This window comes from Photobacterium sp. DNB23_23_1, from assembly GCF_052873815.1.
In genome coordinates this window covers 1-12,921 of record NZ_JBNNXT010000039.1, presented here as the reverse complement: position 1 = coordinate 12,921, position 12,921 = coordinate 1, and the positions used below count along the sequence as shown (strand labels likewise).

General features: G+C 51.0%; 17 protein-coding genes and 1 other RNA gene. 9 read left to right on the top strand and 9 right to left on the bottom strand.

All coding sequences use genetic code 11. The features are described 5' to 3' along the window. Positions 1–17 precede the first annotated feature (17 nt). Positions 18–446 carry a protein YgfX gene (locus ACVA53_RS19705; RefSeq protein ID WP_446506022.1) on the bottom strand — a complete coding sequence of 143 codons (429 nt, stop codon included), beginning with the start codon at positions 444–446 and terminating at the stop codon, positions 18–20. Further along, entirely contained in the window at positions 415–675 is a 261-nt protein-coding gene (locus tag ACVA53_RS19700) for an FAD assembly factor SdhE (protein ID WP_255041125.1), read from the bottom strand. Before ACVA53_RS19700 ends, ACVA53_RS19705 begins: the two co-directional genes overlap by 32 nt. A gap of 285 nt (positions 676–960) precedes the next feature. Here ACVA53_RS19700 and ygfZ point away from each other — a divergent pair, with 285 nt between their 5' ends. Genes ygfZ through ACVA53_RS19685 form a run of 3 tightly spaced genes read left to right on the top strand, consistent with a single transcriptional unit; the run spans position 961 to position 3,356 of the window. Beyond that, entirely contained in the window at positions 961–1,941 is a 981-nt protein-coding gene (gene ygfZ / locus ACVA53_RS19695) for a tRNA-modifying protein YgfZ (RefSeq protein WP_446506021.1), read from the top strand. Positions 1,942–1,944: 3 nt separating this feature from the next. Further along, entirely contained in the window at positions 1,945–2,406 is a 462-nt protein-coding gene (locus tag ACVA53_RS19690; protein WP_446506020.1) for an aminoacyl-tRNA deacylase, read from the top strand. Positions 2,407–2,417: 11 nt separating this feature from the next. Beyond that, positions 2,418–3,356, top strand: coding sequence for a LysR family transcriptional regulator (locus tag ACVA53_RS19685; RefSeq protein WP_446506019.1), 939 nt, complete (start codon positions 2,418–2,420; stop codon positions 3,354–3,356). Between the two features lie 82 nt (positions 3,357–3,438). Here ACVA53_RS19685 and nqrM read toward each other — a convergent pair whose 3' ends face one another. From nqrM to ACVA53_RS19670, 3 genes are read right to left on the bottom strand one after another with little or no spacing between them, the layout of a single operon-like run. Next, positions 3,439–3,636 carry a (Na+)-NQR maturation NqrM gene (gene nqrM / locus ACVA53_RS19680; RefSeq protein WP_255041129.1) on the bottom strand — a complete coding sequence of 66 codons (198 nt, stop codon included), beginning with the start codon at positions 3,634–3,636 and terminating at the stop codon, positions 3,439–3,441. Continuing rightward, positions 3,633–4,109 carry a NifB/NifX family molybdenum-iron cluster-binding protein gene (locus ACVA53_RS19675; RefSeq protein ID WP_446506018.1) on the bottom strand — a complete coding sequence of 159 codons (477 nt, stop codon included), beginning with the start codon at positions 4,107–4,109 and terminating at the stop codon, positions 3,633–3,635. The genes nqrM and ACVA53_RS19675 overlap by 4 nt, the downstream gene beginning before the upstream one ends. Then, the gene (locus ACVA53_RS19670) at positions 4,100–4,414 is read right to left on the bottom strand and encodes a DUF134 domain-containing protein (RefSeq protein WP_446506017.1); all 315 of its coding nucleotides are present in this window, start codon (positions 4,412–4,414) and stop codon (positions 4,100–4,102) included. Before ACVA53_RS19670 ends, ACVA53_RS19675 begins: the two co-directional genes overlap by 10 nt. Positions 4,415–4,877: 463 nt before the next feature. Here ACVA53_RS19670 and ACVA53_RS19665 point away from each other — a divergent pair, with 463 nt between their 5' ends. Next, a complete protein-coding gene (locus tag ACVA53_RS19665) occupies positions 4,878–5,078 on the top strand; it encodes a DUF1107 domain-containing protein (RefSeq protein WP_255041132.1) in 201 nt (66 codons plus the stop codon). Positions 5,079–5,145: 67 nt separating this feature from the next. On the opposite strand, the gene gcvH is transcribed toward ACVA53_RS19665, so the two are convergent. The 4 genes from gcvH to ACVA53_RS19645 all read right to left on the bottom strand — a co-directional run bounded on the left by gcvH (position 5,146) and on the right by ACVA53_RS19645 (position 8,928). Beyond that, positions 5,146–5,532, bottom strand: coding sequence for a glycine cleavage system protein GcvH (gcvH, locus tag ACVA53_RS19660; protein ID WP_373689543.1), 387 nt, complete (start codon positions 5,530–5,532; stop codon positions 5,146–5,148). A 327-nt stretch (positions 5,533–5,859) separates the two neighbouring features. Next, entirely contained in the window at positions 5,860–7,068 is a 1,209-nt protein-coding gene (locus tag ACVA53_RS19655) for an FAD-dependent 2-octaprenylphenol hydroxylase (RefSeq protein ID WP_446506016.1), read from the bottom strand. Between the two features lie 2 nt (positions 7,069–7,070). Continuing rightward, a complete protein-coding gene (gene ubiH / locus ACVA53_RS19650) occupies positions 7,071–8,258 on the bottom strand; it encodes a 2-octaprenyl-6-methoxyphenyl hydroxylase (protein WP_446506015.1) in 1,188 nt (395 codons plus the stop codon). 34 nt (positions 8,259–8,292) lie between these two features. Further along, entirely contained in the window at positions 8,293–8,928 is a 636-nt protein-coding gene (locus tag ACVA53_RS19645; protein WP_255041136.1) for a UPF0149 family protein, read from the bottom strand. A 264-nt stretch (positions 8,929–9,192) separates the two neighbouring features. Here ACVA53_RS19645 and zapA point away from each other — a divergent pair, with 264 nt between their 5' ends. The 5 genes from zapA to serA all read left to right on the top strand — a co-directional run bounded on the left by zapA (position 9,193) and on the right by serA (position 12,766). Then, positions 9,193–9,495, top strand: a complete 303-nt coding sequence (gene zapA, locus ACVA53_RS19640; protein WP_255041137.1) for a cell division protein ZapA — start codon at positions 9,193–9,195, stop codon at positions 9,493–9,495. Between the two features lie 7 nt (positions 9,496–9,502). Continuing rightward, positions 9,503–9,685, top strand: a non-coding RNA gene (ssrS, locus tag ACVA53_RS19635) — 6S RNA. An 84-nt stretch (positions 9,686–9,769) separates the two neighbouring features. After that, a complete protein-coding gene (locus ACVA53_RS19630; protein WP_446506014.1) occupies positions 9,770–10,372 on the top strand; it encodes a 5-formyltetrahydrofolate cyclo-ligase in 603 nt (200 codons plus the stop codon). Positions 10,373–10,602: 230 nt separating this feature from the next. Next, positions 10,603–11,262 (top strand): ribose-5-phosphate isomerase RpiA, encoded by a 660-nt coding sequence (rpiA, locus tag ACVA53_RS19625; protein ID WP_446506013.1) that lies wholly within the window; start codon positions 10,603–10,605, stop codon positions 11,260–11,262. Between the two features lie 274 nt (positions 11,263–11,536). Next, positions 11,537–12,766, top strand: a complete 1,230-nt coding sequence (gene serA / locus ACVA53_RS19620) for a phosphoglycerate dehydrogenase (RefSeq protein WP_255041140.1) — start codon at positions 11,537–11,539, stop codon at positions 12,764–12,766. Positions 12,767–12,921 lie beyond the last annotated feature (155 nt).

The window sequence follows — 12,921 nt, the reverse complement described above, 5'->3', positions numbered from 1 at the left end:
ATCTGCAACTCCCCTGTTCAACCGGATATTGACCTATGATGGTGGGAATACAGTGCCAGAGTGCGGTAGCCAGAAAGAGAGCACGCATCGGGACAAATTGGCAGCCATATTTGACCTGTAATGCCCTCAAGGCGCCATAGGAGGATCTGGTTTGAGCGAATACGTGCGGTCTGCAGTCGCCATTGTTGACCTTGCCAACAGATATTTCCTTGTTGGGATATCTGCAACCGGCCAGTCAAGTGACAAATGTCGGCGAAACGCCTTTCACACTCATCAAGTAACCACCAACCAGCAGCGAAGGATAATGGCCAAGGAATAAACTGGAACCCGGCACTGAGCAACATCAGAATAAGCACACTGGCATACAGTAATGCCAATGCGCCCGTTAAACGGTAGGAAGGTGTAAGGGTAAGATCAGCGAAGTTTGCTGTTGTTGTGGGCGACAATTTTATCGACCATTGAAGCATGGGCCGGGTTTTCACTGCGGCCATGCTGCATCATCCAAGTGAACAAATCAGGATCGTCACACGTCAGCAGCGAGACAAAATCCTGCTGCTCTTGCTCGGCAAGATCATCAAAACACTCTTCGAAAAACGGCATAATGAGCACATCCAACTCCAGCATGCCGCGACGGCAAGCCCACTTAACCCGTGCTTTTTCGTCTGCACTTAACATTTTACAACCTCATTACTGATCCCGGAGCAACCGTAGAAAAACGTAATCCGATAAAAGTTGCCCCGGACGTTAACAATGCCCACCATACTAGCAGCCCGTTTTGCCAGCGACCATGAGGTAGCACAAACATTACCCCAAGTTGAGAGCTAGGATCTATTTTGTTGCGCAGGTTATGGCACGCAACCACGAACAGCAATATCTGACCAACTTCCTCAAGTAATATTGCTGACAAATCACAACCAGCGCTTTAACATAGACATAAATGATTTCTCAACTGGACGTCCCATGAGCAACTGGTCTGAAAACCTCAATTTTGATCGCCTTTCCCTAGCAACTGGCGATGCCCTGCCTTCTCTTGCCTTGGTCAATCTTGCCAACTGGGCACTCGTAACCCTGATCGGCGACGACAAAAAATCGTACCTACAAGGTCAGGTAACCTGTGACGTGGTAGGCCTTACCGCAGATCAAAGCACCCTTGCCGGCCACTGTGATGCCAAAGGTAAACTGCGTACCGTTTTTCGTTTATTCCACCACAATGATGGCTATGGTTTTTTGCAGCGCCGCAGCATTATGGATAGCCAACTGCCCGAGTTAAAGAAATACGCCATTTTTTCCAAAGTCGATATCGAAGCCAGCGACGATATCCTATTGGGTATTGCGGGTAGCGATGCCGATGCGCAGGTGGCACAACTATTCGGTGGTGAAGGTGATGTCCGCGCTATCCACGGCGGTACAGCGGTCAAGATTGACAGCCAACGCTGGCTGCTGGCACTGAACGCCGACGCGGCCAATGACGTTGCCAGCCAACTCGCGGACAAAGCGACGCTGAGCGATGACAGCCTGTGGGATCTTTATGACATCCACGCCGCGATCCCGTGCATCGATGCGGCAACCGAGCTGGAATTTATCCCGCAAGCGGTCAACCTGCAGGCGCTGGATGGGATCAGCTTCACCAAAGGTTGCTACACCGGTCAGGAAACCGTGGCACGCGCTAAGTACCGTGGTATCAACAAGCGCGCAATGTACATCGTCAGCGGCCCTGCCGAACACTGCCCGCAAGCGGGCGACAGTCTGGAGCGCAGCGTGGGTGAAAACTGGCGCAAAGGCGGTACCATCGTCGCTGGTTACCAATTTGCTAATGGCCAAGCAATCGCATTGGTCGTATTGCCAAACGATCTGGATGAAAACACAGCTTTCCGCCTAGCTGGCACCGAAGGCGTATGGCATCAGCAAGCACTGCCATACTCACTGGATGACAACCGCTAAGCCATGAATACACCGGTTACCCATTACCTAGACAGCGAAGGCGTGGAATACCGCCTTCTTCCTCATAGCCAACCGGCCAAGACCATCGAGGAAGCCGCCCGCGAACGGGGCGTTAACCCTCAGCAGATGGTGAAATCCATCTTGCTACGAGATATGGGCGGATTCCATGTGCTGGCATGTGTTCCCGGCCCGGCCCAAGTAGATCCGAAAAAAGTCCGAGCCATGTTCGGCTGCCGCCGGATGACCTGCGCCGATGCCAGTGATGTCGAAAAAGTTACCGGCCTGGTGATAGGGACGGTTGCACCGATCGGGCTCAAACGCCCGCTTCCGGTTATATTCGACCACCAGATCACCGCCCACACTTTGGTCAATATCAGTAGTGGCGACCGAATGGCCGGCGTCGAGTTGGCAACAGATGATCTTCTGGTGCTGTGTGATCCTATGTTTGCCGATATCTGCCGTTAACTGAGAGCTGAATGAACAATATCAACTGGCGAGGTATTGACCTCAACCTACTGGTCGCCTTTTCTGCCCTGATGGAAACCCACAGTGTCACCAAAGCCGCCGCCAAGCTGTCGATAGGCCAATCAGCCATGAGCCACAACCTATCACGGTTACGCGCCTTGCTTGATGATCCGTTGTTCGAACGCCGTGGCCACCAGATGATTGCCACCGAAAAAGCGATCGAACTCACTCCAGTGGTCGAACATGTCCTCCAGCTGATCACCAGCGAAATCCTCCAACCGAATAAGTTCTCAGCCGCAGACTATCAAGGAACTCTAAGGATCGGCCTGACCGACTATGCCGAGTTGCTGTTCGCCCCAGCACTGTTCGATGCGATCCGCAAAGCGGCACCGCACAGCCAGCTCAGCTTTTGCAATGTTGACCGCAACAACTACCAGCAGGCAACCGAGACCCAGAAAATTGATCTTATCATTGGCTCGATGACCAACTTGCCCCATGAGTTCGACAGCCAGTACCTGTATACCGAAGATCATGTCTGCCTGTTTGATGCCAAAGCGACCGGTTTATCCTCACCCATTGATCTGGCTAGGTATATCCAAACGCCGCAGGCCTTGGTCTCCCCGGACGGCAAGCTGATGACCAGTGTTGACAGCCAGCTACAGCAACAAGGTTTCCAGCGCCACATTGCGGTCGGCTCTAGCAGCTTTCTGACCATCCGCCACCTGCTCAGTGGACGAAACTTGTTATGCGTGGTGTCGACCCTGATGGCCAAGCTTGATGTATTCAATGATGAATTGAACCAATGCCGTCCGCCGGTCGATATTCCCGACTTTGATATCAACATGCTATGGCTTCGCCGCAATACCAACCACCCTCGTTTGGAATGGCTGCGCCAGTGCGTCGGCGGCGCTGTCACCCTACGGGTTGAAGAGCTACGTAAAGCTCATTGATATCGAGAAGCAACAGCGAAAGAGTGAGACTAAAAAGCGCAGATGGACATCTGCGCTTTTCCTTTACAACTGCGACTACAAGTTAGCGTTTTGATTCAGGCTCGCTGATTTGATGAAGCTTGTGCTCATCACAAGGCTCCTTACAGCCACACTCCTTATCGACCCCAACATTGGCAAGCCCACCACAGCTCCCTTGGATGGCTTTTTTGCGAAATATCCAACCGATGGCCATCGCCCCTATCACCAGCATAAAAATCAGTACGGTGAACAAATAGGTCATAACTTAACCCCTCCAATCTTGGTCAGTCCCTGCAGGTTGGCATTACCTTTAGTCATCATTCCAATTTTAGCGGGTTTCACTGTTTTTTTGCTGCCGCAACCACAGCCACAGCCGCCTTTCTCTCGCTTACATGGGCGCCCCTGCTCAGCAGTCAGCAAGGGTTCGCGGCTAACGCTGCCATTCAATACATCTTGCACCGCCGTACGATTAGGAACCCTAAACACTGAAAAACCAGCTCGTAGCAAGCGAGCTAGCGAACGCTGACCGACATTGCCAAGCAATAACGTTTTAACATTGTGCTCTGCCAAATGTGCCTGAAGCTGCTTTTTATGCTTGCATCCCACTTCTTTGCGGCCTTGGTTAATCAATTCGGCAATCTGCTGCCCTTGTTCATCATAAACAACAAAACCGGCAGCTTTACCGAAATGCCCAGCCACTTCATGATGTGGCGTGACGGCGATGGCTATTGACATGATGGCTCCTTTTGATTGTTTGGATGGCTAACAGTATCCAGCTCTAATGCCATACCCTTGACCAAGGCGCTCGCCACTTTATGTCTTGCAGCAGCAACAATATTGCCCAAGGTCTGGCGGGATACCTCCAGTTCCTGCGCGGCAGCCTGCTGGCTCAGTCCATTAAGGTCGACCAGCCTTAACGCTTCTAACTCATCGGCAGCCAAAGAAAGGGAGGCGAGTTCAGACATCGGCACCCCATTGGGCTTGAAACAGCTATAAGCTGGGCGACAACGGATCCGTCGCTGGATTTTTGGTCTAGGCATGGCTCACTGATAATGTCATCGCTAAAAAACACCATTATTGGCATATGCCAATAATAATCTTTGATCAAAAACATTATTCATTCAGATCCGTCCAGTCGAGACAATCAGCATTTTCATCTGTACAGCACGACTTGCGACTTTTTTGCTGGTGAATTTCTAGGCTCTTTGGCCATCGGGATATTGGCTAGCGCTTTTCATTTTGAGTCAACACCACGACCTAAGTGACTAAAAGTATTTAATTTAATGCAAATAATGCAATAGGCCATGAATAATATCTCATCCAGGCAACTTAATTTTAATCATAAATCAAAAGTATAAAACTCTGACTTACTCATTCAACATAAAAGAAATGGCAATTATTAAGTTATTTAACATCCATATTATGCTGAAGACATCACAAAAGTATCATGCGCATTGTTTTATAATTCCGGCCGTCAAATACAAAAGGAAAGGTTGGCTAACTATGCGGATGTTCAAACGCTACGTGCCGAAAATGATCGCAAAGCACGTAAGTCGTTTATTCAGTGGAAGGATCTACATTGACGGTCGGGGCGGCTATGAGTTCAACAATGGTCAATTGCTGGTGCCAATGAAGGCCCAACATCGCCATTACCAAACGGTGAGTGAAATCAATCAGGAAATTCGTCGCCTCAAAGACTGCTAATCTCGCAGAAAAAGAAAAGCCCATGATGGGCTTTTCTTTTATCAAGACAATGAAAGGTTAACAGGCCCTAGTCACTGTCCTCATCAACCAAGTCCGAGTAGCTATCGGCATCGAGCAAATCGGCAAACTCTCCCTCATCCTCGACCTTTAGTTGGAACAACCAACCGTCACCATAAGGGTCACTATTGACCAACTCTGGTGAGCCTTCCAAGTCTTCATTAATGGCAATCACAAATCCGGATAACGGCGCATAGATATCAGACGCTGCCTTCACCGACTCAGCAACCGCACAGTCTTCACCCGCTTCCGTTGCGGCATCAATTTCCGGCAAATCAACAAACACCATGTCACCCAGCAATGATTGGGCATGATCGGTTATACCCACCGTATATACCCCATCACCTTCGGGACGGATCCATTCATGGGTATTGGTAAACTTCAACTCAGAGGGAATATCGCTCATAGTGAAACGTCCTTATGAAAGCCTGCCTATCGCACTCTCAATGCGGCCAGCAGAATCAGTTATCGCAGGGAGAGCAAAAGCCAGTATTTGTTCGGCTAACAAGATGAAATCTAACGCCAGGGCCAGTTACTAGCAGCTCTGTTTTTTACCTGATATTTAATGTAGGAGAAAATCGCCAAATTGGATAACAATTTTTTGTCATTTCCGTGAATCCCCACCTTTCACCACACCTTGGTTTCTGAACTGGCTTCCTTGATATAAAAAAACCGCCAGTTTGAACTGACGGCTCTTTCGTTGGCGAGGCTGGTGGATATTCGCTTAGTATCGGGCTAACTCTGGTAATTCACCACTGAGTCCCAAGGCCCGGCGCATAAACTCATCCTTCACACCCGGCGCCTTATCGGCAAACAGCATCCCCAAATCACGGATCAGCTTTTTAGCCGGGTGACTGCCGTCGAACAGATCCCTAAACCCCTGCATCGCCACAATCATTTTCGCCGCTTCTGCTTTACGCCAACGCTCATAGTTACGCAGGTGGCTCTGACGCCCGATATCTTTTTCAGCCAGCCATAGTTGTTTAAGCTCTTGCGCCAAGCACGCCGCATCCAGCAAGCCAAGGTTGACTCCCTGACCAGCAAGCGGATGGATCGTATGGGCAGCATCACCGACCAGAGCGACACGCTCACGGACAAAGTCACGGGCATAGCGCATCTTGAGTGGGAAGGCCTGTCGCTCGCCTTCAACACAGCACAGACCAAGGCGATTATCGAACGCAGCGGTCAGGCGTTTGTTGAACTCCAGCTCTAGCATTTCGCACAGCTGGTTTGCCTCTTCGGGCGGTAGTGACCAAACAATCGAGCACAGATCCGGCTCAGCTAGTGGCAAGAAGGCCAATGGCCCTTCTGGGCGGAAGATCTGACGTGCCGTGTCTTGGTGCGGTTCACGGCACCGGATATTGGCAACAATTGCGCTGTGGCCATAGTCCCAGTGAGTCAGAGGTATATCTAGCTGCTGGCGCAACCAAGAATTGGCACCATCGGCACCAACTACCAGCTTCGCTGTCAAGTTACGGCCAGATTCCAAACTCAGCCAGGCTTCACTTTCGCCAAAAGCAATACTCTGACAACGCTCCGGCGCCATCAAGGTGACATTAGGCAGTTGCTTAACACGATCCATCAACGATAATTGAATGACTCGGTTCTCAGCAATATGCCCCAAATCCGGCTGGGCCAGTCGCGCGGCATCAAAAGCAATATTGGCAAAGCTGTCCTGCTCCCATACCTGCATTTTGCTGTACGCCGCCATTCGGCGAGCAGCAATACCCTCCCAGGCACCCACTCGGCGCAGGATACGCTCACTGGCCCGGCTCAGTGCCGAAACGCGGACATCCGGGAGTGGAGCAAGTTCCGGATCAGGCAACTTACCTTCAATCACCGCAACCCGTAGTTCGGTATCAGCCAAAGCAGCCGCCAAAGTAAGGCCGACCATACCACCGCCGATAATAGCGACATCAACACTTTGCATCATGATTATCTATCTACCTGTCCCATCGCCCGCCGTACCAGCGGGGCTTTCAATACATCTACACATTCCATCGCCATCAAACCAAGGTTACGGCCAGCAACAAAAGGCAAGCTATCGTTGGCAAAAATACTGACCAAGCTAGCGGTCATGCCAACCGTCGCGTCACGATCCGGCTCACGACGCTGGCGGTAACGGCTCAAAACCCGAGTATGTCCGGCATCACCGGTTCGAGCCCACTCACGACAGATTTCCTCGGCCAGGCTCATGACATCACGCAAGCCAAGGTTGAACCCCTGACCGGCAATCGGGTGTAGCGTTTGAGCCGCATTACCCACCACGGCGACCCGGTGAGAAATCAGGCGTTGGGATTGGCGCAATAACAATGGATAGGCATGCCGTGCACCGGTATGGCTCAAGCGACCGAGACGCCAACCGAATGTTTGCTGAAGCTTGGCAAGAAACGTCTCGTCACTCCAGCCCATCACTTCAGGTTGGTCCTCAGGACTTATACACCACACCAATGAACTCCGGCCTTCCGACATCGGCAGCAAGGCAACCGGCCCATGCGGGGTAAAACGTTCAAACGCTCTGCCCTGATGCGCCTCATCTGTGGTTATATTCGCAATCACCGCTACCTGCTCGAAGTCATACTCGCTGCGACCTAAGTCCAGCATGTCACCAACAGATGACTGGGCACCATCAGCGGCAACCACTAAGCGACTGTATAACTGGTCACCATTGTCCAAGATCATATCTACACCGTGCTGATGACGTTCGATCTCAGCGATCTTAGCCGGACAAATCAGATCAACATGATCCAACTTAGCCAGTTTGTGATGGAAGATCCGCCCGGCATCAGCCAATTCAACCACGTAACCCAACGCTTCCACAGCCCGTTCACGGGCATCAAGGTGGACAATACCGGCGTGGCCGCGATCTGAAACATGGATCTGGGAAATGGCGGTCGCCACACCAGAAAGCGCCTGCCAGCAACCGATACTGTCGAGCTGCTGGGCCGAGCCTAGAGAAATGGCAATGCTTCGCGCGTCATAGCCAGGGTGAAGATCCAGCTTCGGCTCTACCGCTTCGATAACGGCAATACGAAGCCTCCCTCCCCCCAGTTTATCCAATGCAATTGCCAAGGTTGCGCCGGCCATTGCACCACCGGCTATCACGACATCGTACTGCTTCACATTTGTCCCTTAAATGAAAGTACTGTGCATATGCTTAGTGAAGAGTTGGCTTGTCTGCTGGATCAGCCGTTTCCTCTTCAGCTTCACCGCGCTGGCTCAGACCGATCAGACACGTCAACACGCATTCCGGCACATAAGCCACCACGTTATCAAAAAGCATCGCCTGCTCTTGCATATCTTCGTCTTCATCAACACCAAGCTGAGCAATTTCTTCCAACGCCGCCACCGCCTCGGTGACATCATCAGACAACTGCTGCTTGTTCATCCCCATCAGACCAAGGCCAGAAATAAAATTGGTCACCCATTCACTGAGTGCTTCGGCGCGGAGCATCAGCTCAGCGTCTTCGCCTGGAAGCAACAATTCAACAGTGAAATCAACGTCAGCCAGCTCGGCAGCCGTCGAGGTGAAAAGGGTTTGGGTCAGGCCGCCCAGCTCGCAGGCTGCCGCGTCAAACACCGAGCGCACAACCGTTTTGGCCCCATCAGTCATCGCGTCGCCCTGGTTGGCATAGTCACAAATAGGTGCCAGCCACTGCTCACCGTCAACAGCCATACCACCGCAAATCATCCCGCAGATCAGGCCATGCAGCTCTGACGGGGTAACGGCCAGGCCTTGCTCTTTCAGCATTGGTTCTAGGGTTTCATAGGCAGGGAGTTTTACGTCGCTCATGGGCTGTTCACCTTATTGTCATAGGGGTAGATCGTCTTTATGGTATGCTACCATTTATACAAAAGATCAGTCACTCGCCATTTCAGATCTGAGGCTGATGTTTACCTCAATCTGGTTAATATCTGATTAATTAGACACAATTAGTTCTAAAGCATGACGGGCTCACTTGCATGTTGATAGGGCTTTTTCTATATTGGGCCTCCTAGCGCAAATCGCAGCGGAATGCCAAATTGGACGATCTGGCACGGAGCAGATTAAACATTTATGAGTAACCAGGCAGTAGAAATTCAGGTATATGGCCGCAGCTTCAAGGTGAACTGCCCAGCAGGCCAGGAAGACGCTCTGCGTGCAGCAGCCGCCGATTTTGATCAACGCTTAAAAGATCTTTCTGAGCGGACTAAAATCACCAACGCCGAACAGCTGCTAATGTTTACCGGTTTGAACATTTGTAACGAGTTGCATAGTGAGCGCCAAGAACAACAGCGTAATGCTGAAAAACTATCCAATAGAATCAGCGAGATGGAAGATTTATTGGAGAAAGCATTGCAATATCAGCCAAAGCGTTGATAATGAATTGACCCTGGGGTGTGCGTCAGCGGATTAACGTCCCCGAGCCGATAAGCAAAAACCCAGGATCAGCTTTGATTAACTATTGAGCAAGCTCGGCCCGTACCGAGAAGCCTGCGGTTAATGTTGCTGATCCACCTTGAACATCTGGTTCAAGGGCCACAATGCGCAACGGCACCTTGGGGCATACCTTTTACGATAAACTTGATGAGCAAACGCTGCTGACAGTTATCGACTCCTCAACTCCTCAGAACCTTTTGTCATTGGACGAGCTATGAGATCTGCGGTCCCTGCATCAGCCACCCGGCAGCAACTTCGCACACAAACCCGTGAACATCGACGGCAGTTAACATCCGTCCAGCAGTCACTTGCCGCGCGCGATTTACTCGAACACTGCAAGCAGGCTACCAGTCTACTCGACGCTCAACATATTGCCCTCTATCTCGCCAACGATGGTGAGCTCGATACCACCCCGGTGATCGAATGGCTGTGGCAGCAAGGAAAAGAGGTCTACCTACCGGTACTCCACCCATTTAGCAAAGGCCATCTGCTGTTCCTCCACTACACGCCAACCACGAGGATGAACCGCAACCGCTATGGTATTCAAGAGCCAGTTTTGGATATCCGACTCGTCAAACCGGTCATTGAGCTCGATACTATCTGCACTCCTCTGGTTGCTTTCGACAATACCGGCCAACGCCTAGGTATGGGGGGAGGCTATTACGACCGAACCTTGAGCCTGTGGCACAATGAACGACGTGGTCCGCGCCCCGTTGGTTTGGCCCATGATTGCCAACAAGTCGACAGCCTGCCGTTTGAGGCCTGGGATGTCCCACTCCCCGAGATCATCACCCCGTCGTACCATTTTCACTGGTAAGTACTGACAAACAGGGCTTAAAAGTGGTGATATTGACAAAAAATCACCATCTAGACGCAAACGTTTGTCTTTTCTGTACCACAGCCATCACTTAAGCCTATGTTATTAATAGGGTTGTCTTTTTATCCAACTTAGGGTGCATTTATCCGGCCAGATAACGACTGACGCCAGACCGCTATTTGGCTATAATCAGCGCTCCGCGCAACGTTTGTCATCACGAGGAGATAAGCATGACACAAGATGAAATGAAGAAAGCTGCTGGCTGGGCTGCTCTAGAGTACGTAAAGAAAGGCAGCATTGTAGGTGTCGGTACTGGCTCGACGGTTAATCACTTCATCGATGCTTTGGCTACCCGCAAAGAAGAAATTAAAGGTGCAGTATCAAGCTCTGTCGCTTCTACTGAGCGCCTTGAGCAAATCGGTATCCCTGTATTTGATGCCAACGAAGTCTCTAGCCTAGATATTTATGTAGACGGTGCTGACGAAATCAACGGCGAATACGACATGATCAAAGGCGGCGGCGCAGCCCTGACCCGCGAAAAAATCGTGGCAGCGATTGCCAAGCAGTTTATCTGTATTGTTGATGACACCAAGCAAGTTGATGTGCTGGGTCAATTCCCGCTACCGGTTGAAGTGATCCCGATGGCACGCTCATACATCGGCCGCGAGTTGGTTAAGCTTGGTGGTGACCCTGAGTACCGCGAAGGCTGTGTCACCGACAACGGCAATATTATTCTGGATGTCCACAACATGGCTATCACCGACCCGAAAGCAATGGAAGACAAAATCAACGCCCTGCCGGGTGTCGTGACTGTTGGCCTATTTGCCCACCGCGGTGCTGATGTTCTGCTTGTCGGCAGCCCTGAAGGCGTGAAAAAATTCGAAAAGTAATCACTTAGCCCTTTTTTACCTTGGCTGACAAAGAAAAAGGCGCTTTTAGCGTTACTCACTTTCAAAACGGCATAATATATGCCGTTTTTTATTATCAATCCTGTAATATTCTTACCCATTCTGGTCAATTTTTGATAACTTAACTGGCAGCATGTAAGCAAACCGAATGTGGTGCTCATGGGTTGCCCGTATACAGGAAATCTATTCCTTCCTTTTCCTGCCTCAGCCCAGCTCCCATGAGCCCCTCAGCCACCAGCGTTAAGGATGAATATCAATGGCTAAAGTTTCACTGGAAAAAGACAAAATAAAGATCCTGCTGTTAGAAGGCGTCCACCCTTCAGCAATTGAGGTACTTCAGCAGGCAGGCTACAGCAACATCGAATACCACAAAGGATCCCTTTCCGGTGACGAACTGCTTGCAGCCATTGCAGACGCCCATTTCGTTGGCATCCGCTCCCGTACCCAACTGACAGAGGAAGTCTTCTGCGCTGCACAAAAACTGATTGCGGTCGGTTGCTTCTGTATTGGCACCAACCAAGTTGAATTGAGTGCCGCCGCCAAACGCGGGATCCCGGTCTTCAACGCCCCATTCTCCAACACCCGAAGTGTGGCTGAACTGGTACTGGGTGAGATCCTGTTACTGCTTCGTGGTATTCCAGAAAAAAATGCCAAGGCTCACCGTGGCGAATGGTTAAAATCTGCCGACCAGTCTTTCGAAGCCCGTGGCAAACGCCTCGGTATTATCGGTTACGGCCATATCGGTACCCAGCTTGGGATCTTGGCTGAAAACCTCGGCATGAAGGTATACTTCTACGATATCGAAAACAAACTATCACTGGGCAACGCAACCCAAGTACCATCGATGACCGAGCTGCTAAATAAGTGTGATGTGATCAGCCTGCACGTACCGGAAACTCCAGATACCCAAGATATGATGGGTGCCGAAGAGTTTGCCCGCATGAAGCCGGGTTCTATTTTCATCAACGCGGCCCGTGGTACGGTCGTCGATATCGACTCACTGTGCAGCGCGCTGGAGAGCAACCACATTGCCGGTGCTGCTATCGATGTGTTCCCGGTTGAGCCTAAAACCAACAACGATCCGTTCGAGAGCCCATTGGCCAAGTTCGACAACGTGCTGCTAACACCGCACATCGGTGGCTCGACCCAGGAAGCACAAGCAAATATTGGTATTGAAGTGGCTGGCAAGATGGCCAAGTACTCAGATAACGGCTCTACCCTATCTGCAGTTGGATTCCCTGAGGTATCCCTGCCTGAGCACAGAGAGTGCTCACGCTTGCTGCACATTCACGAAAACCGCCCGGGGATCCTCAACCAGATCACCACAATCTTTGCTTCCGAAGGGATCAACATCGCTGCCCAGTACCTGCAAACCGGGGCTGAGATCGGCTATGTGGTAATTGATGTCGAGACCGAGCGATCGGAAGAAGCTCTGTCGAAGCTAAAATTGATCGACGGCACTATCCGCGCCCGTATCCTGCACTAAGCGCGAACGGCAGCCGAAAACAACAAAGGAGAGCAAATGCTCTCCTTTTAAATTCTGGCTATTGCCTCCCGCCAAATAATACCAAACTGGAAAATTAACTGGTCAGGTTGATCCACTCTCTTGAACACATTTTTGATACCCTTTGGGGACTCGTC

What these genes read in the sequence shown, in the direction of transcription:
- ACVA53_RS19700 (WP_255041125.1), bottom strand. Translation starts at nt 675, where the DNA reads ATGTTAAGTGCAGACGAAAAAGCACGGGTTAAGTGGGCTTGCCGTCGC.
- ygfZ (WP_446506021.1), top strand. Translation starts at nt 961, where the DNA reads ATGAGCAACTGGTCTGAAAACCTCAATTTTGATCGCCTTTCCCTAGCA.
- ACVA53_RS19690 (WP_446506020.1), top strand. Translation starts at nt 1,945, where the DNA reads ATGAATACACCGGTTACCCATTACCTAGACAGCGAAGGCGTGGAATAC.
- ACVA53_RS19685 (WP_446506019.1), top strand. Translation starts at nt 2,418, where the DNA reads ATGAACAATATCAACTGGCGAGGTATTGACCTCAACCTACTGGTCGCC.
- nqrM (WP_255041129.1), bottom strand. Translation starts at nt 3,636, where the DNA reads ATGACCTATTTGTTCACCGTACTGATTTTTATGCTGGTGATAGGGGCG.
- ACVA53_RS19675 (WP_446506018.1), bottom strand. Translation starts at nt 4,109, where the DNA reads ATGTCAATAGCCATCGCCGTCACGCCACATCATGAAGTGGCTGGGCAT.
- ACVA53_RS19670 (WP_446506017.1), bottom strand. Translation starts at nt 4,414, where the DNA reads ATGCCTAGACCAAAAATCCAGCGACGGATCCGTTGTCGCCCAGCTTAT.
- ACVA53_RS19665 (WP_255041132.1), top strand. Translation starts at nt 4,878, where the DNA reads ATGCGGATGTTCAAACGCTACGTGCCGAAAATGATCGCAAAGCACGTA.
- ACVA53_RS19655 (WP_446506016.1), bottom strand. Translation starts at nt 7,068, where the DNA reads ATGATGCAAAGTGTTGATGTCGCTATTATCGGCGGTGGTATGGTCGGC.
- ACVA53_RS19645 (WP_255041136.1), bottom strand. Translation starts at nt 8,928, where the DNA reads ATGAGCGACGTAAAACTCCCTGCCTATGAAACCCTAGAACCAATGCTG.
- zapA (WP_255041137.1), top strand. Translation starts at nt 9,193, where the DNA reads ATGAGTAACCAGGCAGTAGAAATTCAGGTATATGGCCGCAGCTTCAAG.
- ACVA53_RS19630 (WP_446506014.1), top strand. Translation starts at nt 9,770, where the DNA reads ATGAGATCTGCGGTCCCTGCATCAGCCACCCGGCAGCAACTTCGCACA.
- rpiA (WP_446506013.1), top strand. Translation starts at nt 10,603, where the DNA reads ATGACACAAGATGAAATGAAGAAAGCTGCTGGCTGGGCTGCTCTAGAG.
- serA (WP_255041140.1), top strand. Translation starts at nt 11,537, where the DNA reads ATGGCTAAAGTTTCACTGGAAAAAGACAAAATAAAGATCCTGCTGTTA.